We start from the raw sequence: 21,876 nt of genomic DNA, 5'->3' as shown, positions 1-21,876 counted from the left end.
TTTTTTATTATCATTTTCTTTATATTAATTCAGCAATAATTCATTTTCATAGATTTGTATTTACTTTTAATTAATTTTTAATTATCCAAATCTACTATGTATTCTTATTGCTACTAGTTCTATGTTATGCTATAATTACTTTGTTTTAAGCGAATATTTTATATTAATTTTATTATTTGGAGGTTCTTATGCTAGGTGAAAAGATGAGAAATATAAGAAAAAGCAAGAAAAAAACATTAAGTGATGTTTCCAAATTAACTGATTTATCTATAAGTTATATCTCTCAAATAGAAAGAGATGCTATTGAACCATCCTTGTCTTCATTGAGAAAAATCGCTGAAGTTTTAGACACTCCTTTATATATGTTTATGGATGATAACAATACTGATGATTTAGTCATTAGAAAAGAAGACAGAGTTATGATGAAATTTCCAAAGAGTGAAATGTTTTACGAAATATTATCTCCAATGCCTACATCTGCGTTTACACCTTCTATCTTATTTGTAGAATTTGAACTTAAACCAGAAAGTGAGGATACTAAAAATTATATCTATCATGTATCAGAGGAAATCATGGTAGTAACAAGTGGTATGGTTGATATTTGTATGGGTGAAAAGGTAGTGAGATTAAATCCAGGTGACTCAACATTTATAAAAGCTAATGTAGCACATAAAATCATCAATCCAAGCAAAGATACAATAGCTCGTGGATATGGCGTTATATCGCCTCCAATTTGGCCAATAAAATCTAAATAAACTCGATATAAAATATCTACTTTTTATAGATACTACAAAATAGTTCCATATAACTTTTATTTCCAAATTGAGGTATTTATTTAGATTTAAGGTATTTATTTTGTAAAAACTTTATAAGGTATTAAGCGTACCACGAATTAACGACTTCCAGTTTGCGAGCAGTTAGTCTAACTAAAAAATAGCTATTTAACCAATCTAAACCATCTTAATCATGGTAAATAGTAAATAGCTATTTGTAAGTTATATTTTAAATTCTAATAAATATTATGTTTATTAAGATTAAATTAAACTGCTATATCGCTTAATACTTTTGCTTTGACAATCCTTATATTCTTCATACTCTTATAAATATCCTGAATCATTTCTTCTTGTTCTCTCAGCAATCTATGTGCTTCATATATATCTACAAATTCAAATTTTACTACATCATTTGGTTTTGCTTGTGCCAACTTATACAAATCTACACTTATAACATTTCCTATCTTAGTATAACCACCACTAGTCTGTCTATCTGATAACATTATAATAGGTTTTCCATGCCCGGGTACTTGTATAGCTCCGTAAGAAATACCATCAGATATAATGTCCGCTCCATTAAGGTGCTTTATACTCTCTCCATCTAGTCTACAACCCATTCTATCTATTTCATTTGTAACTTTGTATTCATTTGATAAAAATTTTTCTACTTCATCTTTAGAAAAGGCATCATATTGAGGTCCTTTTACAATTCTTAATACCATTTCTGAACTATAATTCGGAATATATTTTGAATTTAATTTTTTATTTATTGTAAAATCTTTTTCCTGAATGAAAGTATTTATATAATCACCTTTTTTAAGTGCTCTACCTTCAAATCCACCAATCTTAGCTCTTGTATAAGTTGACTTACTTCCCATTGCAAGTGGGACGTCTATTCCACCAGCTATTGACACATATGCTCTAGCACCTGATTTTACACCTCTAAATGATAATACATCACCTGGATTTATTTGATATGACCTCCAGTTTTGAATTTCTTTTCCATTTATTCTAGCTCCTAAGTCTCCCCCAGTTACTGCTATTTGTGTATATTCATCAAATGTAATTGTAGGACCTAACATTAAAACTTCTAATGAAGCTTCCTCTTCAGAATTCCCAACCAATATATTTCCTACTCTATGTGCATACTCATCCATTGCTCCACATCCAGATACACCATATTGCCCGTATCCAACTCTACCTCTATCTTGTATTAATGTTTGGAAACCTCCCAATTCAACTTTGAACCCCATATATACCACTCCTTGTACTATAACAATATTTAAATACTTAAGTAATTTTTTTCGATTTCTATAAATTCATCTAATGTTATTGGAACAAATTTTATAAAGTCTCCAGCTCTAAGTAAAATCTGTTCTTCTCTATTTTCATCATATAACTTTAAAGGTGTCCTACCAATTATTTGCCATCCACCAGGACTATCGATAGGATATACACCAGTCTGAGAACCTGCTATTCCAACACTCCCACCATAAATTTTAGTTCTTGGTACCTCTAATCTAGGTGTAGCTATTCTTTCATCCATACCCCCTAGATATGGAAATCCAGGAGTAAACCCTAACATATATATTAAGTACTCTCTACTTGTGTGTATTTTTATAACCTCATCTACAGTGAGATTATTGTGACTCGCAACATTTTTAATATCTATACCAAAAACCTCGTCATAACATACTGGAATCTCATGTATTTTAGGTTTTGGTAACACTATACTTTCCAAATTATCTTCTATTTTTTTCAGACTCTCAATCAAACTATCAAAATCTATTTTTAATGGATTATAACTTATCATAAGTGACCTATATGTTGGAACCATCTCTGTTACAATCCCTTTAAGACTTGATATTTCTATTGCTCTCATAAATGAAATTACTTTTTTATTTACATCTTCTGATATCTCATTTCCAAATTCAGCAACCACTGCCTTATCTCCTGATAGCAAGTATCTAGTTTCCATAAATGTCACCTCTTTTAGACTAAGCAAACAAAGTAGCTAAACTACTAAGGGAAGTTATTCCTGTATAGGCAGATATTAAAACTACTATCAATCCAAATATTAAAAGCCATGTAGGATGTTTGTAATCTCCAACAATATCTTTTCTTTTAGATGCTATAAGCATAATTCCTAATGTGATTGGAAGTATCAATCCATTTAAAGCTCCTGCTAAAATTAATAAAGTAGCTGGTTTTCCTACAAATGCCATTATAAGTGTTGATATTGCTATAAATGCTATTATGAAATATTTTTCATACTTATCTATAAAAGAATTTAGCGTCTTTAAGAAAGAAACTGATGTATAAGCAGCTCCTATAACTGATGTAATTGCAGCAGACCATAATACAAGACCAAAGAATTTATATCCTATTGCTCCTGCACTAAATTTAAATGCTGAAGCAGCTGGATTTTCTGGGTCAAGTTGAAGACCCTTTGAAACTACTGCTAATATTGCTAAAAATAAAAGAACTCTCATCATTGTTGCAACTAATATACCTAAAAGAGAAGATTTAGTTATTTCTTTTATATTTTCCTTCCCTGTTATTCCACCATCTATTAATCTATGTCCTCCAGCAAAAGTTATATAACCTCCAACACTTCCTCCAAGTAGAGTTATTATTGGGAATATCAATCCTTTTGGGTTTTCTGGTTTTACCATTTTAAAAACTGCTTCACTAACAGGAGGATGATTTGATATTGCCACATACCCAACTATAATTATCATTCCTAATGCTAAAAACTTAGTTATCTTATCTACTAGAGAATTTGAATTTTTTGACATAAATACAAATATTGCTATTAATCCACTTAATATAGTTCCCAATGTCATATTCATATTAAACATTACATTCATACCAAGTGCAGCTCCACCAACATTTCCTATGTTAAAAGCTAATCCTCCAAGAGCCACTAGAAAAGCTACTAAATAACCTAGTCCAGGCACTATCTTATTTGCTATATCTTGACCTCTAAGACCTGATACGCCAATTACTCTCCATACATTTACTTGAGCCCCAACAAAAAGAATTGTTGTAATTAAGATTACAAATGAAAAACTCGACCCAAAATCTTGAGTAAATTGTGCTGTCTGAGTTAAAAATCCTGGTCCAATTGCTGATGTTGCCATTATAAACGCAGCCCCTATAAGTGCTCCAACATCTTTTTTATTTTTAGCTTTATCTGTAATATCTTTTGTACTCATATTTTATTTCCCCCTCATGTTATCAGCCTTATACTATGTTCTCTGATGAATAAACTTCCATATTTTCTAATGGGCAAACTTCTATATTTTCTAATTTAAAACGCTTTCTTATTTCTTTAACAAACTCTATTGCTTTTGGATTATCTCCATGTACACATATAGAATCTGCTTTGATATATATAACTTCACCTGTTAAAGTCTCTACAGTTCCTTCTTTTACCATCTTAACAACTCTATCTATTGCACATTTTGTGTCATGTATAACTGCCCCTTCTACACTTCTTGGAACCAAAAAACCATTATTATCATAAGCTCTATCTGCAAACACTTCATTTGCAAATCTAAGCCCAATCTCTTTAGCCGAATTTATCATTTCACTATTATATAGACCTAACAATATGATATCTTTATTAACTTCATATATAGCTTCACAAATCCCCATAGCCAAATCTTTATCTCTGGCCGCCATATTGTATAAGGCTCCATGTGGTTTTACATGTTGTATGTTACATCCATTTGAATTTGCAAATGCCATTAAAGCGCCTAATTGGTATTTTGTATAATCTTTAGCTTCTTGCTTTGTTATTTTCATCTCACGTCTTCCAAATCCTATTAAATCTAGAAAACCTGGATGTGCTCCTATTTTCACTCCATTTTCTTTAGCGAGTTTTACTGTTTTATTCATATAACTAGGATCCCCTGCATGAAATCCACAAGCTATATTAGCTGATGAAATATATTTTAATACTTCTTCATCTAAACCAATCTTATACGTTCCAAAACTTTCTCCTAAATCACTATTTAAATCTACTTTATACAATTTATGACCCCCCTTGCTAACATTTTGATAGAATAAGTAGTTTTAATTTTTAAATTTTGTTTATTTTATATATTGCATGAAATATTTTATTACTTGTATTCAATTTTATTTTTACAACTATTCTATTGCATTTAATTAATATAATTTTACCATTTAAGGAATATTTTTGCAATTATTTTAATCAACCATTCATTTGTATTTCTTTTTCAAAAAATGTTTTACCATTTTTTAGTTAATAATTAATTATTTTTATTTAAAACAAGGGTCTTAGCCTTCATTTTTAAAATTTTTTTCATCTTTAATCACTTTATATGCAAGACAGAATCATTTTTCTTCATTCATTTGTTTGTTTCATCTATATAATTATCATTCTTTGTAAGTAAAATATTTTTATATTTTTATAAGTAATTCGTATATAGTTTTAATCATAATAAAATCATGTATACTAAATGCATGTTAAAATATTATTTTAAAACATGCACAATATTTGTACATATTATAGACATATAAACCTATAAATTATACAATAGTATTGTTAAGATTATATATTTTTTAACATAAATTTTGTATTGGGGGAAAAACAATGGATAAAAACTATACGATGCCAATATACCAAAAAATAGCGTTGGATATTGCAAATAAAATATACACGGGCGAAATACAAGAAGATTCAGTATTATTTGGACGCTCTGTTTTAGCTGGTAAATACAATGTATCTCCAGAAACGATAAGAAGAGCCGTAAAAATTTTAGAGGACATTGGCGTTGTTAAAAGCATAAAGGGTAAAGGTGTTATTGTACTATCTCCAGACAAAGCTTCTTCTTTTATAAAAAAATATAGGGATATTACAAATATATCATCATATAAATCAACACTTTATAATTTAATAGATACTAAATCTAATTTAGAAAATGAAATATTAGATACTATAAATAAAATTTTAGACTATTCTAACAGACTTGAAATAATCAATCCTTTAGTGCCCGTTCAGTTCACCATAAACTCTAATTGCAAATATATTGGTCAAACAGCTGCACAAACTAAATTTTGGCAAAATACAGGCGCTACAATAGTTGCAATTAAAAGAGGTGAAGAACTTATAATATCTCCTGGACCGTATATTGAATTTTTAGAAGGGGATATTCTCTTAGTTGTTGGTGACCAACACATTTACAACTCTATACCAATGTTTTTATATGAAAATGAAAAATAAGTATACGATTTAGTATGATTGTACAAAATTCAGAATTAATAATAAAAAAAGAGCTTCATATTTTACATAAAGCTCTTTTTAAAGTCAAATAAATTTGCCTTTGATTAATTTTTAAACATCCAATTCATCTTCTTTTTCCCAGTTTAAAGCTCTTGATACAGCTTTTTTCCAACCTTTATATAACTTACATCTCTTCTCTTCACTCATATTTGGATTAAACTCTTTTTCTACTGACCACTTTGACGTAATTTCATTTCTTCCAATATAGAATCCAACAGATAATCCTGCTAAATAAGCAGCTCCTAAAGCTGTAGTTTCTACTATCTTTGGTCTATCTATATCTACATTTAATATATCTGACTGAAATTGCATTAAGAAATTATTATTACTTGCTCCACCATCAACTTTTAATGACTTTAGTTTTAATTTTGAATCATTTTGCATTGCTTCTAAAACATCCTTTGTCTGATAAGCAATTGACTCCAATGTAGCTCTTACTATATGTTCTTTTTTTGCCCCTCTTGTAAGACCTAAGATTGACCCTCTAGCATACATATCCCAATATGGAGCTCCAAGACCTGTGAATGCTGGCACTACATATACACCATTAGTATCCTCTACCCTATTTGCATACATTTCACTATCTTTTGCAGATTCAATTATCTTTAATTCATCTCTAAGCCATTGAATAGACGCTCCTCCAATAAATATACTTCCTTCTAATGCATATGTTACTTTTCCATCGACACCCCAAGCAATTGTTGTAAGTAAACCATGCTTAGATTTAACTATGTTACTGCCTGTATTCATAAGTAAGAAACAACCTGTTCCATAAGTATTTTTTGCAGTTCCTTCTTCAACACAATTTTGACCAAACAATGCTGCTTGTTGGTCTCCAGCACATCCAGCAATAGGTATTTTAGCTCCTGATAACATGCGTTCATCTGTATGACCATAAACATAGCTAGAAGGTTTTACTAATGGCAACATGCTTATTGGTATATCCAATTCTCGTAGTATATCTTTATCCCATTCTAAATCATTTATATTGTACATCATTGTTCTAGATGCATTTGAGTAATCTGTTACATGTACTTTTCCACGTGTTAAATTCCATATTAACCATGTATCTATAGTTCCAAATAATAGTTCACCTTGTTCAGCTTTTTCTCTAGCCCCTTCTACATTGTCTAATATCCATTTTACTTTTGTTGCTGAAAAGTATGCATCTATTAAAAGACCTGTTTTTTCTTTTATTGATTCTTCCAATCCTTTATTTTTAAGTTCATCACATATTTCTGATGTTCTCCTACATTGCCATACTATTGCATTATAAATTGGTTTGCCAGTATACCTACTCCAAACAATCGTGGTCTCTCTTTGATTAGTTATTCCTATTGAAGCAATTTCTTCTGGCCTTATGCCTGCTGTTTCTATAACTTCTCTCATTACCCCACTTTGTGAACCCCATATTTCCATAGGGTCATGCTCTACCCATCCAGCTTTTGAATAAATTTGATTGAATTCTTTTTGTGCAATTTTTACTATTTCTCCTTTTTTATTAAATAGTATAGCTCTTGAACTAGTTGTTCCTTGGTCTAATGCCATTACATACTTCTTTTCCATCACTACATTCTCCTTATCATATAATAATATTTAATTTATTAAAAAGAAAAATCTAATATTACATATTTCAATAAATAATCATACTTAATATAAATTTAATAGATTAGATATTTATAATAAGACACTTATTTTCTATCATATCTAGATAATAATATTATACATTATAGCTTACATATTAATTAATAAATTTTAAAGGTATATAATAAACAACGTTCATAATATTCAATACAATAATTTTTTAAAATAGAAAAGTACAAAGATGATTTTTCATAAACAACTTTCAAGTAAAGTATAGGAAGCTTTAGAAAAAGAAAAATTTTTTAATGGCGATAAATTAGTATGCAATATTATAATAAAAATATTTTTTTCATACTCAACAAACCTTTATATAGAATTTGAAGGCTTAAAATCATATATTAAAAAATTAAGAGTAATGGAATCTCAAAAGAAAAAACTACAAAGTAAGTTAAATGATTCTATAAATAAAAAGAAAGATATGCAAAAAGACTTAATACAATGGAACAGCAAAAAAATTGCTTCAAGCAATTTTAGCAAAAACACAGGAAGTAAAAACTGAAATACCAAAAGCTTTTGATAAATCAAAATTAGATTATATAAATTCCATAGAAAATAATAGAAAATAATAGAACCAAAATAGATAATACACTACAATCTACTCTAAATTCAGGGTTTAAACAGATGTATATAACAGTACTCTGTATAAATTTACTGGTATTCTTAATATTATTGTTCTATAAAGAAAACAAAACTAGATAAAAGAGTGTTATAGTATTATATTGTAAATTTATCTTATATCTTAAATACTTAGTCTTAAATATTAAATGCATAATTTTTTATGATTGATTAACATATACTACAATATAATACTATTATTCTCTTACTATTTTTCATTTTTATAATCAATCAAAATGCAATCTTAGATTATAAAAATAAATTTATAAGTTAATTTATAAAATCTATTCATAAACTCTTTCATGTTTTATAACAAGTACACCTATCGAAATATATACAAATCAAAATAAACCACATATTTTCAACTATAATATGTTAAAATCATATTATGAGCATATTAATTTAAGTAAAATGTCATTTAGACTTTAATTTAATAGTTTCATGTTATAAATTTAGATATTTTTAATTTTTAAATGTCGTCTAGACATTATATATAAAAAGAAAGGAGTGTATTTTGTGGATACTTTAGGAAAAAGAATTGCTTATTTGAGAAACTCAAAAAAACTTACACAACGTAAACTTATGGATATCTTAAAGTTTGAAAACTTAGGTAAATATGAAACCGGAGATAGAAAACCTAATTGCGATATACTAATGTCAATAGCTGATTATTTTAATGTTACAACTGACTGGCTTCTGTATGGTAAAGAAAAAGTAAACTCCAATAATAGTGTAAAAGAAGAGAAAGAAGATTACCTACATGTGACTAATGATGAGATGACAATATTAAATCTCTATAGACAGCTAAATGAACGTGATAAAATAAAAATAGAAGGAATACTTGAACTTAAGATATCTGAATACAAAGACTTAAAAAAGCATTCCTCTAATAATAATGAAGATAAAATGGTTTAAATATACATAATTTGATACGATTTTACATCATCTATTAATTTTATTTTTTTGTAGTAGATTACTAAAATATGGATATTAGGTTATTTAAAAGCAAGTGTAGTACAATTTCAAGCATATTTATAATATTAGATTATCTTATCCATATTTTAGTTTACGTATTTTGAAAAACATTGTACATTTCTATGTATCATTTATATTCCTAAGAAATGCATTATTCATGTTTTTAATTCTTCCAGCATCTTTTTATATACAATTGTACATCCTTTGTAATTACCCTCTTTAAGAAGGCTTGAACATGTACTAGAGTACTTAGTTAAAATATTCAGTCTCTCCATATTTAAACTTTTTACACCATTAAGAGCTGTAATAAAATCATCAATTGCTCTACAGCACTCTATCAATCCATCTGAATCTAATTTACACACAAGAATATTCACCTACTTTATATACTATTTATTAATCATCTTCTGAATATTCTATATTAAGCAATTGATAAATTGATGATTTATATTTTTTACCTGTTCTTCTTCCATTTAAAATAGCTGATAAATAGTTTTCATTAACACCTATTTTCTTTGCTAATTCTCTTTGAGTCATATTTAATTCAATAAGCCTTTGCTTGACTTGTACTCCCAAAAAAGGTATCCATTTTTTTCGAGCATCCATTTCTGAACCTCCCATGACAAAGTCACAGGGTTCCTGCTTCATAGAATCTTGCATACTAAAATATGTATTCTCCACAGGCTATCCCCGTAGTTCCTACGGTTCTTACATAAGTTATTTATTTTGAACTTTTATTAGTCTTAATCCTTCTTTTAGTATATTTATACTTGCATTTATATCTCTATCGTGAGTTTCATTACAACAAGGACAAATCCATTCTCTTATATTTAAATTCTTAACTTCCTCGTTTTTGTACCCACATTTATTGCATATTTGTGAACTTGCAAAGAATTTACCTACCTTTACAATTTGTCTACCATGCCAATTAGCCTTGTATAATGCTTCAATATCTACATCAGTACAGCATAATGATACATAATATTTACCACTTGGTTCTCTAGATATAGTACATTAAGTATCCTCCCTTATTAAGTATTCTCCCTTTAGGGACTTGTTTATCCCTTACTTTAACCATACCAAGTTTAGGTAATTTTATATATTGACTAAAGTACATAATATTTCCATTTGTAAAGTTAGTTTTATATGAAAATCTATTAGTTTTCTTTGATTTAAATTTAGGAAATCCTGCCTTTTCTTTAAATAATTTTTTATATGCCTTTTCTAAATCTTTTAAGGCGTTTTGTAGTGAAAATTTGTCAGGTTCTTTAAGCCACTTTAATTCTTTTTTTAAATTGGTCAAATCAGAACTGCACTGTTTATAAGTAAAAGTTTCTTTATCATTTTTATAAACTTCTATTCTTTTAGCAAGATACTTATTATATACAAATCTACAACATCCAAAAGTTTTGTTAATTAACTCTTGCTGTTTTTTATTTGGATACATTCTAAACTTATAAGCTTTTTCCACTACTATCACCTCACTTTAATTGTTTTTTCTGATTATGTTAATAGATTATGTTAATACTGGTTAATAGATTATGTTAATACTGAATGTCTATATTTTACATACTATACTATATAGTATTGTACTAAATATACATATCTGATTCACTTCCATTTTCATCACCCATCCTAATATTAACAAACGTAATTATTTAAAACAATTATTTCGAAGGTTTTTATATTTATTTTTAAATAACATATGTAAGAACCGTAAGTCTTAACTTTTATCATTTTTGAGGTTGTCGTTCACATAAGTTCGCTACTACCTATGCAGTTCTCTTATGAACTTCTTACACTTTCATGCAAGCACAGACTATATCTTATCCTTCGGCATTATCCGTTAAGGTCTACCCACTTCCACTACCAATAGCTTGTAGTGTACTTCCCTCAAGAGGAATAGTCGTTGAAGTTTCTCCTATTCGGAGCTTACCTGCTGATTGCCCATTTTAAAGTACTTAGGATTTAACCTTATACCATCTAACCAATTTTTTCTACTTTCGTAACTTTCACACTTAGGTTTATTTCATCCTTATGTTTTAGTTTGGTTAGCTTTAGGGGTTTTTAGCAATTCAAGTAGTATTGGATAGGTTCTATCCTATCTCTACATATAAGTTTCCCTATATGCTGACTATTTTAGCTACTAACTCATGACCAAAGTCACGAGTGTGCATAGCTACTTTTTAATCAACTTTCCTTTCTAAGTGATTTATATTTATTTTTATATTTTAGTCTACACACCTGCTACTATAATTTAGTCCACTTCCATAATCCTAGGTAACTTCATCTACTATTATTCCTTTAGCATTTGCATATTGTCTAAGAAACTCTACTTGATTTTTCAAATTATCTTTTTGATTAGAAGTTGAAACTCTTGTATAAATAACAGTTTTTCTATTTACTTGTTCTTTATATATCCCTTTATATTCTAAATATTGTTCATAAGTGTAGTATCTTCTATCTGTTGGAGTTCTAAAAGCCTTTAATTTCCCTTCAATATCCCAATGTTGCATAGTTCTGACTGAAATATTAATTAACTCTGCAAACTCTTTTGGTTTATAGTTATTATTTTTCATATAATCACTTCTTGGCTATATCTTATTGTAAATAACTATATTTATCTATGTTTTCATTAACTAAAGATAACCTCCTTTTATTTAGTATATATTTTTAATATGTACAAATATTAAGTATATAAATTTATTTGATACTAAATAAGATTTTTTGATTACTTTGTGCTAAAATTAGGATGTAAATTCGTATCATTAAGTTAATTATAAAGTCATTTTGACCTTAAGTCAATATTTTTTATGTCATTTTGACCTTTATTTTTCAATTATTTACATCTCAAAAAGTCTTTGTGACATTAATTGAATGGAGAGTGTTTATGGATACTTTAGGAGAAAGAATTGTTTATTTGAGAAAAACAAAAAACCTCAAACAATATGAGCTAGAAGAAATGTTAGACTGTGATAACTTAAGTAAATTTGAGAGAAATATTAGAAAACCAAATTATGAAATATTAAAATCTATAGCTGAGATATTTAATGTTTCAGTGGATTGGCTATTAAATGGAGATAATCTATCACATAAATCAGATTTAATTTGCGATTCCTCCTCAAACTATCCACTTAATAGCATAAATTCTAATGAAATAAACCTTTTAAATAATTTTAGAAAGCTAAATGATTATGATAAGGCCAAAATAGAAGGTATGATTGAATTAAAACTTCATGAATACGAAAAAGAGAAAGATTTAGGAAAAACTGAGTATAATAAAAATAAAGATAAGAAAATAGATAAATAATTTTTATGTTGCTTTTGATACGATTTTACACCATTTCTTAGTTCTAATATTTTTATTTCATTTATTTTCTTTTTTATAGTTTTATGATAAAATAATTAGTATATTTTGCTTTACTTGAATGTAATTATTTATACAAAAGTCAAACATAATATAAATGTAGTAAATTTTTAGTTTCAAGTAATATCTCGTTATTATAACTAAATATTTATTAAAATTAGGAGGATAAAATGGGCTTAAGAGACAAATTCGCGCAATCATTTGCTAGGTCAAAAACTATGAGTGGCCCTGAGAAAAAGGCTAATGAAATAATGGGTAAATTGCTTCTTAAGAAAGCTATATTACCTATCGTTTTAATGTTCGTGATAATAATCGCTGGAGCTATGCTTAAAATCAATTCTTGGGTTACACTTGGCATAAATTTAGTTATTGCTGTTGGTGCTTTCTTCTACATAAGAAATTCTAGTAAAAAGTATCAGAACTTTAAACCTTATGTTGGCAATTTGATTAGTTTAGAGAAAAAAGGTAAAAAAGAGTATATTGCTATTATAAAACAAGGTAAGTTACCAGTTAAGTTACAAATTGCTTATGGTGGCGAAGACCTTGAACATATTAAGAAAAATCAAATGGTTCAGATAAGTTATAATCCAGATGCTAAAATAGCTATTTTGGTTAATAGACAGTAATTTAATAAAAAAAGGAGTTGTCTTAAAATTGATTTTTTCTAATCAAGTTTTAAGCTCAACTCCTTTTTGAATTTTTATATGTTATTTTTTATTGCTTTTTTTTTAATTAATGACTTAAACTATAAAATACTTCTCAATGAAATAGGACATTATATACAATACTACTGTATCTTTTCCTAGCAATATATAACCTGATGCTATTGCTACTTTCATGTTAAACATCTTCTTTTCGTAACATATCTTTAGTGTTCATTTTATTTTATATACATGGCTATTTGTCAACGTTTTTTAATGTTTATACTATTTATTTTCTTAACTTTTGTCAGTCAAGTGTCAGCATAATATCTTATCCTTAAAAGAGTACTTTGGTATATATTCAAGAGCCTATCTAATACAATTATTGCGTGTCTTATGTTTTAGTATGACAATTTTCGTTCATTTTATTGTTACAACCTTTGCCCTAGTTTTATGCGATTTGTTAATAGTTGTAATATTTTAGATACTTTTTATACTTGTTATACTGCTATACTTTGATTAAGAAATTTAATTTAATACAATATGAGTTAGCAATTATAAAAAAGAAAGTAATATTTTAATAAATTTGGCAAAAAATTAGGAGTTGTAATGTTAAGCATGTATTGGAGTTTGTGGCACTTACCACTAATATTTACATTATATACACCTGAAACGCCAATATTAGGATTGATATTACGTTCAGTACATATAATTGGAATTTCAATATTTTTAGGATATCTTTATATAAAAACTAAAAATATATGGTTTTGTGCTATAGTTCATATTTTAAGTAATAGTGCTTTTCTTATCTCAAATTCAAAAGAATCAATTATTACTTATTATGATATATTAATAGTGTCTATAGTTGTTATAATTTTTTATGTCCCATTTCTATTTACAAAAGAATATAAATAAAACACACAAAAATTATTATGTAAAGGAGATATAATATATGAACGTTTGGAATATCTATCTTATACTTACTGGAACAGGAATTATAATATTAACTACAATAATATCCTTAATTAAACACAAATTTGGTTTTTGTAGTAATGAATATTTAGATAAATTAGAATTAAAGTATGGAAATATAGATAGAAAAAAGACTGTTAAACTGGAAGTACTTTATCGCTATGTAATAGGACTTGAGTACATAGCAATAGGTTTATTCACAAGAAAATTAGATATTGCAATAATAGCAATGATATTAGCAGTTATTATAACAACAGTGTTGTATTATTTAGTTAGAAAGATGTATATTATTCTATAAACTTTAAATTTATTAAAAAAGAAGGTAGCAACTAATTCCAGTTTCTACCTTCTAATCATCAATGCTTAAATTTTGATACACTAAAATTTTTAACTTGAGACTTAAATAACTGTTCAATCTCATCAACTATACTTTGTATCTTATTTTCATATTCTAAATTATAATATATATTTATCTCACCTATGTTATTTATACTTATAGAATATTCTTTTCTTTCTATTATACATATATTTCCACAATCTGATAAATCATTCTTGTATATTGATTTTAGTTGTCTTTTTATCTTTAGAAAGTCTATTGCTGGATAAACATTATTTGGATAAAAACTCTTATCATGTATTAACATCTTATCCACCCCTTATCATTTAGTTACTATATTTTATACCTTAATTAAAATCATATTAAACATATTTTTCCATATTTTCATAATTATTTATAACAAAATATTAAGTCTATAGCTTAGCTCTTACAAACTCTCTAGCTATATCCATTGTTGACCACACGTCATCAGAATAAATTTCTGTAAATTTTTCTCCTGTAGTCTTACTTATTTCTTTCATCTTATTGCAAGTTACTCCACCAATTACATATAAATTTTGAGTTTGATGTGGCTTATAGTCTTTCACATCTACAACTAAATAACTTTCTTTTGCTCTCTTATAATATAGTCCTAAAATGTCTGCTGATACTTTATCATCACCACTGTACACTATTGTATGTTTAACCATCTTTTTCACCTCTGTATTATCGATATCCTTATTTAAAACTCCTCCTACAATTAGCTTAGCCATTCCTTCATACCCAAGCTTTCTAGCTCTCTCATAATCTTCTTTATTGTCACAGAAAAAACTTTCAATCAGTATTGCTGTAGGTTTGGAACTATTTAAGATATATAAACTTTTATCTAATTTAGCACCTCTATTGCCTACTTCTTTATCTCCTTTTTTTCTTATAAAAGGTTTAGATAATTTATCTACTATCCTTTGGGAATATTCTTTTCCCTTTTCACTATAGTAAAATACTTCAGTTCCAAAAGCATCTACTCCACTTGAATTTAAATGTAATTCTATAAGTAAGTCATATCCTCCACTATTAACTCTAGGTATTTTATAAGTTTTTTCCTCTAATTTAGTTTTAAACTGTCTTTCAGGGCATATTATTACATCTGCCTTATGACCTTCTTTTCTGAATATATCTGCTAATACTGGTGCAAGAGATTTATTGTATTGATACTCGTTAACCACTCCATCAGCAGAAGTACATGCACCACTTTTTAAAATACTGTGTCCTACTGTAATACATATCTTCATTGTTTATTTTCCTCCTTTAACTGTTTGTAAGTTTGATTTATACCTATTGATATACCCCAACAAATTACACCTTGTAAGACTGAAGTTGGATTTAATCCTAACATCCACACTGAAAAACCTATTCCAAGTACTAATAACACTACTGGAATATATTTATTGTTTAGTTGTTTATATTTTTTGCAACCTTTACCTATAATAGAGAGAGCAGCTACTAAAATTAGCAACTGCTCTGGTATAAAACTTATTAAATTATTCATTTATTTTCCTCATAATTAAAATATTCCTTTCTGTATTGTAAATATAAAGAATCCTAAAAGTGTTGTAATCATTGTTCCAATTAGCCACTTGAGCATATTTGTTAGGGAGTTTAAATTCTCGCACAAGGCTTTTAATTCTGCTTTAGACTCTATATTCGCTATTTTTAATTCGTCTATTTCTTCTCCATGTTTATTTATTCTTGTTTCGTGTCTTTTTAAGTTAGCTTCTAAAAGTTCTTCATTCATGTAAGCCTCCTAAATTTTTATATTAAAAAAGAACCTATTTTGTTGGTTCTGTTCCTTCTACTACTCCACTATGCTCTATAATGTAATCCTCTACAGCTTTTCTGTAATCTGTGTTAGTTACATCATCTAATTGAAATTCTCGATTTTTCAAAGGATTTAATCCTTTATTTAAAATCCTTTCTGCTAATATTCTTACAACAACATTATTTATATTCATTATAATAATCCTCCTACTTTCTCGTTTTCATTTAGCAAAATTTGATTTTCTAACTCTTGTATTCTCTTTTCTTCTTCGCTTAAATAGATTGGTACTTCTTCTAAAATTGGTTGTTTAGTTTTCATATTTATACCTATAATTCTATTTTTATTATAATCTATACTTCCATACGGAACATCAATATAAAACAATTCAGTTATTATATCATGCTCTAATACGTCTCCTGTCGCTTCTCCTGTCTGTAAAAGTATTTCACCTGTTTGGTTGTATATTATTCTATTTGCTCTATTCACTTTATCACCTCCTAAATAATAAATTTAATAGCGCGCCAAAAATAGCTCGCATCAGCATTAACAGCAGTAAAAGCAGGCATATGAATAAGATTATCAGTAAATTTAACATCAAGCTTATTGTTATAGTAAAGACCATGAGAAGTAGTAGTATAATCATTATCAACGCTTCTCAAATTTATATCACAAGTAAATACAAAATCTTTATTAGAGAAAGTAGGTACATCACAACATGCAAAAACAAAGAGTTTGTTTTTACTTTTAGTATAGCTATTAACATAATCACACTCAGCATAAAAAATATTAGGCTTAAAACCTAAATTATTAATAGTAATCCAATTATAAAATTGTTTTTCATATGTTGCATTATATACAAGAACTTTTTCAACACCACCTGTATAAACGGGGTCAGTCCGCCCACTGGCAATTTTATATCTAGCATTTAATTGTGATATAGTATTATTAGCACTTGTTAATTGACCTTGTAATTGACTTAAACTAGCGTCGCTACTATCAAAAAATGTTTTTATCTTCTCTGAAAATTCTACTAGTGTGTTATCTAATGAAACTGAAACATTTTTAAGTGCTAAAGTATTTATAATACTTGTTTTACCAGATTTAAATGCATCTTTAATTTCCATCCATTTGTTTGTAACATCTTCTAAACTAGAACTACTTGGCAAAGGTGCAATGCCTTTGCTGATAGTTAAAACTTTTTCTACTGTAGCATTATTACTGTCTGTAACAACTATTTTTAAAGTGTGTAGTGCATTATCTTCTAATGTGTAGTTAATTGTTTTTTCTTCTGTCAAATCTGTTGTTATTGTTTCTTTTAATACATCATCTATAAAATATTCTATCTTAGTTAACATCGCTGGGTCTGTGTGGTCAGCTTTGAATGTTGCTGTAGTTGAGTTATAAGATAATACTGTTAAAAAAGGTAATGCTTGTAGTAATGTTATTTTAGCATAACCATTTTTAGAAGTAGTATTTCCACCAGTTACTAAAATAGGATTTGTCATATAATATTCAGATGTAGGAAGTCTATCGCTAAAATTAATGCCTATAGGCTTATAACTATCTTTAGTCAAAACATAACCACTTCCTCCACCACCATTACATTCTAATCTATTAGCAGTACTCCTTGCACAACTAGCACCACCATACCAACCACCACCACCACCTACATCATTTTGTGGAAGAACACTAGTAGAATAACCAAATTCACCATCTTGACTTCCAGAATAACCTCTACCACCATTAAATTGTGTACCTCCAGGAGCATACGCATAAGCAGTATCAGCAAAACCATTACCACCTTTTTCACCACCACCATGTGCATTACCATTAACATACCCCTGGACAATACCACCTCCACCACCTGCAACAATTATACGAGAAGGAATTGACCAAGGAGCATCCCATTGAGTTGTAGTATATCCGTCGAGTCTTATATCTGTAGCACCTCCACCTTTGGCAACATTACCTCCGCCTCCTCCGTTAAAACCACCTATAATATCAGTATTACTAGGGTCACCTCCATCTTGCCCAACATAAACATATAACGTTGTTTCTTTTTTTAGTGTTAATTCACCACTAGTGTAACCACCACGACTCCCAGAATCTTTAGGAACACCACTAGCACAACCACCAGCAGCACCCCAACATTCAAGTTTATACTTACCAACTGGTAAAGTAACAGTTTCACCTTTCCCTGTATAATTAAAATTCCATTCCGTTTGCATTATATCACTCCCCTATCTTAAATAGGCAACATATCATTTTGTATAGATATATTAACCTCATTGAAATTTTCTATTTTTCTAACAACTTCATCTATTGCTCCTTGCACAGTAGTAGCAGTAAGTTTACTTGTTGCATTATTATAACTTGTTTTCTCTGCTGTTGTTTCTATACTATCTACACTAGTTTTTACCTCATTTATTGCACCAACAAGAGTTGTTTTATCTGTTGTTTCAAGTAGTGTTGTATCTCCTATTTTAGCATCTAAATCTGTCTTAGCAGTTTCTATGTTGGTTGTTAACTCTGTTTTAGTTGTATCAATTTTAGCATCTAGGTCTTGTATATCTTTTAAAGTTGCTAATATAACAGTAGGGTCTACTTTTAAATTTACACTCGAAGTGTTAGAAACTACTAAAATAATCTTTATAACTAAATCTTTTACGCTTCCACTATCAGCAGTTGGTTTGTATGTTTCTGGATATTTAGATACTGCTATTAGTTGATTTAATGAGTCAAATATCCCGACCTCTCTTATCATAAACCCGCCCACGCTACCTGGTATTACAGTTTCTATTACTACCCAGTTTGGATTTTCTTCGTCTATCTTTACATTATTTACAGAACCCTCCCAAACTACTCTTTTAAGCTCGGACTGTTCTTCCGTTGGATTGTATTCTGCTCCTGCTCCATCACCAAGTTGTAATTTAACTAAATCTACTTTATTGCCAAGTGCAGTAGCATTTGCAATAGATGCCTTGCCAACCTTTGTTAAAAGGGTATAATATTTTTGTTCTGCCAATTATATCGCCTCCTGTTTTGGGTATAAAGTTACTTTTTCCATACTCCTATCATTACCTGTAGCTATGGTTAATTCTCCAAAACTTTCAAAGTTTGTTGGAGTATATGGATATATTGTAACTGTTTCACCTGTATTCATTATAAAACCTGCAAACATAGGATTTTGATTAAATAAAATCATCTCAAATTTATGCTCTAAATGTGCAGGTTTTATTTCTTCTATTTTTTTATCTAATTCTAAGATAGTGTTATAACTGCAATTATTTGTTATAAAACTTAGTGTAAAACTAAATAGATTACTAAATACTTCTACATTAACATTAGTCTTTGTATAAGCTTCTCCTATAGCTTTTATAACTTCTATAGTAGTTGTACCCTTTCCACGCATTTTAGCTTTTATATTACTTCTTCTGTCTTCTATACTTAAATCGAATCTATTTTTAATAGATAAAATATTTTCCCAGTAATCAAGTCCCCATGTGGCTGTGTCAAGAAAAAACTGGTCAAAGGTATCGTCATATATTTCTCTAAGTGTTTCTAATTCTATGTCATAAGCATCTTGTATTTTACTAGTAATAGAATTGTTATAAAAACTTGGCAGTTTATCAATTAATTTCAATTAAACCACCTCGCTAAATTCTAGTGTTGTTACGCTTGGCACTTTGTCCTCTTCAAAACTTATATTTTCAGATTTAGAATTTAATAGTAAATTACTAAAGTCATGTAGACCTTCCACACTTGCAAGTATTGCACTTACTTTAGTATAAATTATTTCTTTATTTACATTTATTAAATAATTATTAATACTTTCTAAGAAACTTTCTTTTACAAAGTCTAGTGTGTATCCTGCTTCTAATTTTATGGATGCACTTATGTTTATATCTAAAATAGTTGGGGTCAAAACTGTTAAAGCAGGACCTATTGGCATTTCTTCTTCGATATGTTCTTTGCATCTTTCAATTACCTCTGTATCAACAGCTTGATTATTTTCTCCAAATATCAAAACTTTAATTGTTCCTGGACCATCCCATCTTGGATAAATTTTAGCATTATATACTCCTTCGACCTCTAAAGCCCATTCTTCATAGTGAGCCTTATTTCCACTTGTAGCTTGATTTTTCTGTATTTTATAGAATCTCTCTTTTAATTCCTCATCTGTTTCTATTTCAGTGCCACCTTGAAACGCTAAATTGTTATAAATTTTAGTTATACCGCTTATTTCGTTTTGTAGCTTAAATTCAGTATTTGCAGGTATATTATATCTAATTCCAACCTCTAGAGCTTGTACTTGACTTGTATTTTGTTCAATTTCAGAACCTATTTCTATATCTTTAATTACTACGAATAGTAAATCGTTGTAAGAAATAATAGTCCCGTTTTGAATAACTGTTCCGACTTTTCCTTCAAATATAACCTCTCCAGTTGCTTCTGTTCCTAACTTTCTATATACTCCAAACTCGTTTACCCGCTTATCCAAGAAATCGTCAAAATTATCCTCGATAAAAACTTTTTTATGGAGATATGAAAGTTCTATATAAAACTTAGCTAATTCGGTATTGATTGGAGATACCATATCATTTAAAAAAGAACCCTCACCCTTATAGACGTCTAAATCTATATTGGATAGAGTTCTATTTTTAATTACATCATATGTTTGTGTGCTATACATTAACTTCCACCTCCCCATAAATTGTTGAAATTTGTATATCTACACTTAATAAATTATCTGTAAACTTTGTATTCTCAACATTAACATCTAAAATATACGGGTTAACTAATAGAGATTCTTTTATATATCTACTAGCTTCACTTTCTGCAAGTTCTTTACTGTACTTTTGTCCTATTAATTCAGATAATTCAGTTCCATAATCCCATGAATAAATTTCATGCTCATATTTGTTAGTTTTAATACATTTATACACCCAAATTTTTATTGCTTCATTACATTCAACAATCTTAAAATCACCTTTTTCTAAAATAGGTTCATCTTTTTCAAAATTCCATGCGACTTCACGAAATATTTGCAATTCTTCTGTTTTAGGCAAGATATAATCTTCTGGCACACCTATAAAAGGAAATATTGTACTCATTATAAGCTCACCAACTTACTTACAACAGCAAATTTTTCGCCTATTTTAAACATTATTACCATATCTTCAGGTTCAAAATTATCTATAAATGGATTTTTTATTTCATGCTTATGCTCTTGACTTGTTTCTGTATCAAATGATTCTATCTGTCTATCGAATAACCAGCTGTCTATTAAAATATCTTCTTTTTCTAATATGATGTTATTTGTCTCTATTTTTAAATCTGGTAATTTACTTTTAATTCTTCCAATAAAAAAAGAAGGTTGATTATGATACTTTCCTTCTTCTCTTATTATTCCTATAAATTCATTTATTGGATTAGCCATTGT

At 28.4% G+C, this 21,876-nt stretch carries 27 protein-coding genes and 3 pseudogenes; 9 read left to right on the top strand and 21 right to left on the bottom strand.

The genetic code is table 11. The features are described 5' to 3' along the window. Positions 1-188 precede the first annotated feature (188 nt). The gene (locus IR152_RS14755) at positions 189-755 is read left to right on the top strand and encodes a helix-turn-helix domain-containing protein (protein ID WP_227452693.1); all 567 of its coding nucleotides are present in this window, start codon (positions 189-191) and stop codon (positions 753-755) included. A 284-nt stretch (positions 756-1,039) separates the two neighbouring features. Here the strand turns inward: IR152_RS14755 and IR152_RS14750 are convergent, their stop codons facing one another. From IR152_RS14750 to IR152_RS14735, 4 genes are read right to left on the bottom strand one after another with little or no spacing between them, the layout of a single operon-like run. Beyond that, complete coding sequence (locus IR152_RS14750) at positions 1,040-2,026, bottom strand: biotin-dependent carboxyltransferase family protein (protein WP_227452692.1); 987 nt, start codon at positions 2,024-2,026, stop codon at positions 1,040-1,042. Between the two features lie 29 nt (positions 2,027-2,055). After that, complete coding sequence (gene pxpB / locus IR152_RS14745) at positions 2,056-2,751, bottom strand: 5-oxoprolinase subunit PxpB (protein WP_227452691.1); 696 nt, start codon at positions 2,749-2,751, stop codon at positions 2,056-2,058. A 19-nt stretch (positions 2,752-2,770) separates the two neighbouring features. Beyond that, positions 2,771-3,991: an NRAMP family divalent metal transporter gene (locus IR152_RS14740; RefSeq protein WP_227452690.1), complete on the bottom strand. Its 1,221-nt coding sequence runs from the start codon at positions 3,989-3,991 to the stop codon at positions 2,771-2,773. A gap of 28 nt (positions 3,992-4,019) precedes the next feature. Then, entirely contained in the window at positions 4,020-4,811 is a 792-nt protein-coding gene (locus IR152_RS14735; RefSeq protein WP_227452689.1) for a LamB/YcsF family protein, read from the bottom strand. A 583-nt stretch (positions 4,812-5,394) separates the two neighbouring features. Between IR152_RS14735 and IR152_RS14730 the strand changes: the two genes are divergently transcribed. Next, positions 5,395-6,024 carry a TrkA C-terminal domain-containing protein gene (locus IR152_RS14730; RefSeq protein WP_003438469.1) on the top strand — a complete coding sequence of 210 codons (630 nt, stop codon included), beginning with the start codon at positions 5,395-5,397 and terminating at the stop codon, positions 6,022-6,024. 111 nt (positions 6,025-6,135) lie between these two features. Here IR152_RS14730 and glpK read toward each other — a convergent pair whose 3' ends face one another. Next, positions 6,136-7,650, bottom strand: coding sequence for a glycerol kinase GlpK (glpK, locus tag IR152_RS14725; RefSeq protein WP_227452688.1), 1,515 nt, complete (start codon positions 7,648-7,650; stop codon positions 6,136-6,138). Between the two features lie 433 nt (positions 7,651-8,083). Here glpK and IR152_RS14720 point away from each other — a divergent pair, with 433 nt between their 5' ends. Beyond that, a complete protein-coding gene (locus IR152_RS14720; RefSeq protein ID WP_227452687.1) occupies positions 8,084-8,227 on the top strand; it encodes a hypothetical protein in 144 nt (47 codons plus the stop codon). Between the two features lie 632 nt (positions 8,228-8,859). Beyond that, positions 8,860-9,258 carry a helix-turn-helix domain-containing protein gene (locus IR152_RS14715; RefSeq protein ID WP_227452686.1) on the top strand — a complete coding sequence of 133 codons (399 nt, stop codon included), beginning with the start codon at positions 8,860-8,862 and terminating at the stop codon, positions 9,256-9,258. 215 nt (positions 9,259-9,473) lie between these two features. Here the strand turns inward: IR152_RS14715 and IR152_RS14710 are convergent, their stop codons facing one another. The 3 genes and pseudogenes from IR152_RS14710 to IR152_RS14700 all read right to left on the bottom strand — a co-directional run bounded on the left by IR152_RS14710 (position 9,474) and on the right by IR152_RS14700 (position 10,798). Continuing rightward, the gene (locus IR152_RS14710) at positions 9,474-9,683 is read right to left on the bottom strand and encodes a hypothetical protein (RefSeq protein WP_227452685.1); all 210 of its coding nucleotides are present in this window, start codon (positions 9,681-9,683) and stop codon (positions 9,474-9,476) included. Between the two features lie 31 nt (positions 9,684-9,714). Continuing rightward, a complete protein-coding gene (locus tag IR152_RS14705) occupies positions 9,715-9,999 on the bottom strand; it encodes a transcriptional regulator (protein WP_395970747.1) in 285 nt (94 codons plus the stop codon). Positions 10,000-10,035: 36 nt separating this feature from the next. After that, positions 10,036-10,798, bottom strand: a pseudogene (locus IR152_RS14700) (RNA-guided endonuclease TnpB family protein). Between the two features lie 326 nt (positions 10,799-11,124). Between IR152_RS14700 and IR152_RS14695 the strand changes: the two are divergent. After that, the gene (locus IR152_RS14695; protein WP_021358895.1) at positions 11,125-11,274 is read left to right on the top strand and encodes a hypothetical protein; all 150 of its coding nucleotides are present in this window, start codon (positions 11,125-11,127) and stop codon (positions 11,272-11,274) included. A 323-nt stretch (positions 11,275-11,597) separates the two neighbouring features. Here IR152_RS14695 and IR152_RS14690 read toward each other — a convergent pair. Continuing rightward, positions 11,598-11,897 (bottom strand): annotated as a pseudogene (locus IR152_RS14690) (MerR family DNA-binding transcriptional regulator); the annotation flags it as partial. A 311-nt stretch (positions 11,898-12,208) separates the two neighbouring features. Here IR152_RS14690 and IR152_RS14685 point away from each other — a divergent pair. From IR152_RS14685 to IR152_RS14670, 4 genes and pseudogenes are all read left to right on the top strand, one after another. Continuing rightward, a complete protein-coding gene (locus IR152_RS14685) occupies positions 12,209-12,628 on the top strand; it encodes a helix-turn-helix domain-containing protein (protein WP_227452684.1) in 420 nt (139 codons plus the stop codon). A 227-nt stretch (positions 12,629-12,855) separates the two neighbouring features. Next, positions 12,856-13,311 (top strand): hypothetical protein, encoded by a 456-nt coding sequence (locus IR152_RS14680; RefSeq protein WP_227452683.1) that lies wholly within the window; start codon positions 12,856-12,858, stop codon positions 13,309-13,311. 588 nt (positions 13,312-13,899) lie between these two features. Further along, positions 13,900-14,241: pseudogene (locus tag IR152_RS14675) on the top strand (type II CAAX prenyl endopeptidase Rce1 family protein); the annotation flags it as partial. Between the two features lie 37 nt (positions 14,242-14,278). Continuing rightward, a complete protein-coding gene (locus IR152_RS14670) occupies positions 14,279-14,596 on the top strand; it encodes a hypothetical protein (protein ID WP_227452681.1) in 318 nt (105 codons plus the stop codon). Positions 14,597-14,654: 58 nt separating this feature from the next. Here IR152_RS14670 and IR152_RS14665 read toward each other — a convergent pair whose 3' ends face one another. From IR152_RS14665 to IR152_RS14610, 12 genes are all read right to left on the bottom strand, one after another. After that, a complete protein-coding gene (locus IR152_RS14665; RefSeq protein ID WP_227452680.1) occupies positions 14,655-14,942 on the bottom strand; it encodes a hypothetical protein in 288 nt (95 codons plus the stop codon). A 106-nt stretch (positions 14,943-15,048) separates the two neighbouring features. Further along, on the bottom strand, positions 15,049-15,906 hold the full coding sequence (locus IR152_RS14660) for an N-acetylmuramoyl-L-alanine amidase (protein WP_227452679.1): 858 nt from the start codon (positions 15,904-15,906) through the stop codon (positions 15,049-15,051). Continuing rightward, a complete protein-coding gene (locus tag IR152_RS14655; protein WP_227452678.1) occupies positions 15,903-16,163 on the bottom strand; it encodes a phage holin family protein in 261 nt (86 codons plus the stop codon). Before IR152_RS14655 ends, IR152_RS14660 begins: the two co-directional genes overlap by 4 nt. Before the next feature lie 15 nt (positions 16,164-16,178). Further along, positions 16,179-16,409 (bottom strand): hemolysin XhlA family protein, encoded by a 231-nt coding sequence (locus tag IR152_RS14650; RefSeq protein WP_227452677.1) that lies wholly within the window; start codon positions 16,407-16,409, stop codon positions 16,179-16,181. A 34-nt stretch (positions 16,410-16,443) separates the two neighbouring features. Then, positions 16,444-16,626, bottom strand: coding sequence for a hypothetical protein (locus IR152_RS14645; protein WP_227452676.1), 183 nt, complete (start codon positions 16,624-16,626; stop codon positions 16,444-16,446). Further along, positions 16,626-16,919: a hypothetical protein gene (locus IR152_RS14640; protein WP_227452675.1), complete on the bottom strand. Its 294-nt coding sequence runs from the start codon at positions 16,917-16,919 to the stop codon at positions 16,626-16,628. The genes IR152_RS14645 and IR152_RS14640 overlap by 1 nt, the downstream gene beginning before the upstream one ends. Positions 16,920-16,930: 11 nt before the next feature. Beyond that, positions 16,931-18,661: a glycine rich domain-containing protein gene (locus IR152_RS14635; protein ID WP_227452674.1), complete on the bottom strand. Its 1,731-nt coding sequence runs from the start codon at positions 18,659-18,661 to the stop codon at positions 16,931-16,933. A 17-nt stretch (positions 18,662-18,678) separates the two neighbouring features. After that, the gene (locus IR152_RS14630; RefSeq protein WP_227452673.1) at positions 18,679-19,458 is read right to left on the bottom strand and encodes a phage tail protein; all 780 of its coding nucleotides are present in this window, start codon (positions 19,456-19,458) and stop codon (positions 18,679-18,681) included. Next, entirely contained in the window at positions 19,459-20,076 is a 618-nt protein-coding gene (locus IR152_RS14625) for a putative phage tail protein (RefSeq protein ID WP_227452672.1), read from the bottom strand. It abuts the gene before it with no gap. Further along, positions 20,077-21,126, bottom strand: coding sequence for a baseplate J/gp47 family protein (locus tag IR152_RS14620; protein WP_227452671.1), 1,050 nt, complete (start codon positions 21,124-21,126; stop codon positions 20,077-20,079). Then, positions 21,119-21,547 (bottom strand): DUF2634 domain-containing protein, encoded by a 429-nt coding sequence (locus tag IR152_RS14615; RefSeq protein ID WP_227452670.1) that lies wholly within the window; start codon positions 21,545-21,547, stop codon positions 21,119-21,121. The genes IR152_RS14620 and IR152_RS14615 overlap by 8 nt, the downstream gene beginning before the upstream one ends. Then, on the bottom strand, positions 21,547-21,873 hold the full coding sequence (locus IR152_RS14610; protein WP_227452669.1) for a DUF2577 family protein: 327 nt from the start codon (positions 21,871-21,873) through the stop codon (positions 21,547-21,549). Before IR152_RS14610 ends, IR152_RS14615 begins: the two co-directional genes overlap by 1 nt. Positions 21,874-21,876: the final 3 nt, after the last annotated feature.

The organism is Clostridioides sp. ES-S-0108-01 (genome assembly GCF_020662285.1).
In the GTDB taxonomy this organism is placed as follows: domain Bacteria; phylum Bacillota; class Clostridia; order Peptostreptococcales; family Peptostreptococcaceae; genus Clostridioides.
This window is presented reverse-complemented; position numbering and strand designations above follow the sequence as displayed.